Source organism: Mycobacterium sp. (assembly GCF_050701675.1).
Lineage (GTDB): Bacteria > Actinomycetota > Actinomycetes > Mycobacteriales > Mycobacteriaceae > Mycobacterium.
This window is the reverse complement of record NZ_JBOGDD010000993.1, coordinates 1-2,219: the sequence shown is the minus strand read 5'-3', so window position 1 is coordinate 2,219 and position 2,219 is coordinate 1. Positions and strand designations below refer to the sequence as shown.

At 66.1% G+C, this 2,219-nt stretch carries 4 protein-coding genes and 1 other RNA gene; 3 read left to right on the top strand and 2 right to left on the bottom strand.

Annotation, left to right across the window (positions count from 1 at the left end; genetic code table 11):
* The coding region (locus ACRDUX_RS30110; RefSeq protein WP_526419368.1) for a CHAD domain-containing protein at nt 1-345 on the top strand (345 nt) is incomplete at its 5' end.
* 10 nt (nt 346-355) lie between these two features.
* Here the strand turns inward: ACRDUX_RS30110 and rnpB are convergent.
* Nucleotides 356-769: RNase P RNA component class A (gene rnpB / locus ACRDUX_RS30105), an RNA gene on the bottom strand.
* Nucleotides 770-797: 28 nt separating this feature from the next.
* Here rnpB and ACRDUX_RS30100 point away from each other — a divergent pair.
* The gene (locus ACRDUX_RS30100; protein ID WP_526419366.1) at nt 798-1,286 is read left to right on the top strand and encodes a helix-turn-helix transcriptional regulator; all 489 of its coding nucleotides are present in this window, start codon (nt 798-800) and stop codon (nt 1,284-1,286) included.
* 13 nt (nt 1,287-1,299) lie between these two features.
* Nucleotides 1,300-1,716, top strand: coding sequence for a VOC family protein (locus tag ACRDUX_RS30095; RefSeq protein ID WP_526419370.1), 417 nt, complete (start codon nt 1,300-1,302; stop codon nt 1,714-1,716).
* Between the two features lie 61 nt (nt 1,717-1,777).
* Here the strand turns inward: ACRDUX_RS30095 and ACRDUX_RS30090 are convergent.
* Nucleotides 1,778-2,219: DUF6537 domain-containing protein (locus tag ACRDUX_RS30090; protein WP_526419364.1), on the bottom strand; the 442-nt coding region annotated here is incomplete at its 5' end.

Genomic DNA, 2,219 nt, shown 5'->3' with positions numbered 1-2,219 from the left:
GCGCAGTCCGCCCGGGCGTCGACGGAGACGTCCGCCGCCGAGCAGGACGAAGCCCTTCATCGAATCCGCAAGCGCGCCAAACAGCTTCGCTACACCGCTGCCGCCACGGGGGCGGGCGGGGTTGCGGACAGTGCCAAGACCATCCAGACGCTGCTCGGTGACCATCAGGACAGTGTGGTCAGCCGCACACACCTTTCGCACGAAGCGGTGGCCGCGCACGCGCTTGGCGAGGACACCTTCACCTACGGCCTGCTCTTTCACCAGGAGGATGAGCTGGCCCGACGTTCGGAGGAGCAGCTCGGCGCCGCGCTCAAGAAGCTGAAGCGCTCGGTGCGCAACGCGTAGTGCAAGGGGGCGGACGAGTTGGCCTGTAAGCCGGATTCTGTCCCGTCCGCCTCCGGAGACCGGAGACGCACGGTGGCGACCATCCATCTGGACACACCGTCACCGGGTGCCTCGAGCGGCCTACCCGCAGGCTCGGGCGAGCAGCCCTCGAACGTCTGCGCAGCCGCAACCAGGTTGCGACCTTCTTGGCCTTGCTTCGGGTGGGGTTTGCCTAGCCACTCCGGTCACCCGGAGTGCTGGTGCGCTCTTACCGCACCGTTTCACCCGTACCGCCCCTTCGCCCTAAAGCGTGAGGGGTGGCGGTCTGTTCTCTGTGGCACTGTCCCGCGAGTCACCTCGGATTGCCGTTGGCAATCACCCTGCTCTGTGAAGTCCGGACTTTCCTCGAACACCGTCAGGTGTCCGCGGCCGCCCGGCCAACTCGTCCGCGCGATCACCGTACTCTGATCTTCATGGCTCAGGTGCCACCGGCCCGTTATTTGCTCCGCGCCAAGGACCTGGTCGACGCGCGATACGCCGAACAGCTGACCGTCGACGACCTCGCGGCCGCCGCCGGGTTGTCCCGGGCGCACTTCTCGCGCATGTTCAGCCGTACCTTCGGCGAGTCGCCACGGGCGTACCTCCAGACCCGTCGCCTCGAGCGGGCGGCGGCGTTGCTCAGGTACACCGATCGCTCCGTCGCCGACATCTGTGTGATGGTCGGCCTGCAGAGCGTGGGGTCGTTCACCACGACTTTCGCCAGGGTCTACGGGAGGCCACCTGCGGCCTACCGGGCCGCCATGCCGCCCGCCGCTTCGCGCGCCAGGGTGCCGAGCTGCATCCTGGCGCGCGACACCCGACCCCTTCCCAATTCCCGGGTCGCTGGGCTCCTGCCCGCCGGACCCGACAGCCGAGTCAAGACAGCACATCGGGAGAAGACGGGCGGCGTCGACCGGCCGTAGCGTCGGGCTCGTGATGAGAATTGGAAGCACCCACCTGTGGGTTCATGATCAAGAAGTTGCGCTGAAGTTCTGGACCGAGAAGGTCGGCATGGAAGTCCGCGAGGACGTGTCGTTTCCCGAGGAGATGGGCGCCTTCCGGTGGCTCACCGTCGGGCCGCCGGGACAGGACGACGTGAGCATCGTGCTGATGGCGGTTCCTGGCGAACCCGTCATGGACGAGGACACCCGCAAGCAGGTCCTCGACCTGACGGCGAAGGGTTTCGCAGGCACGGTTTTCCTGATCACCGACGACGTCCAGGCGAGCTACGAGGAACTCACCGCGCGTGGCGTCGACTACAACGAGCCGCCCAACCAGATGCCCTACGGCATCGACTCGGGCTTCCGGGACCCGTCGGGCAACAGCGTGCGCCTCACCCAGCTCAATCCCTAGGCGGCGGGTTTGGCCAGTGGAGGCCTATTGAACGAGTGTCGGGTTGGACGTACGCGCACGTTCAGTGGTTTCGTGCGGGTTGAATAGGTCGACCGGAGAAAGGAGTAAGCATCGTCGTATCGATGCCCAGCGCGTTCAGTCGCACGATATAGGTGGCCACGTTGCGCAGCTTCACGTCTTCGTAGCCGCGTACGACATCTGCTGACGATGCGGCCGCAACGGCGGTGTCGAAGGACTCGACGGTCAGGTTGGCCGCCAAGTCAGCCACCATGGTCTCGTAGTGGGCCATCAGCGAACGTTCGACTCTGCGCAGATGCGCGTACCCGAACGGGTCGAACGGGGTGCCGCGCAGAACGCGCCCTTTCGCGAGCAGCCTGAGCACGCCATGTGTGCGTGGGCCGAAGCCGATCTTCTTCTTGCGTCCCAGTACCCGCATCGTCGGAGGGTGCAGCATGTAGGTCAACTTGGCGCCGCCCGGCACCTCGGCCTCGATGGCCTGGATG

Coding starts and splice junctions, on each gene's coding strand:
- ACRDUX_RS30100 (WP_526419366.1), top strand. CDS start 798: ATGGCTCAGGTGCCACCGGCCCGTTATTTGCTCCGCGCCAAGGACCTG.
- ACRDUX_RS30095 (WP_526419370.1), top strand. CDS start 1,300: ATGAGAATTGGAAGCACCCACCTGTGGGTTCATGATCAAGAAGTTGCG.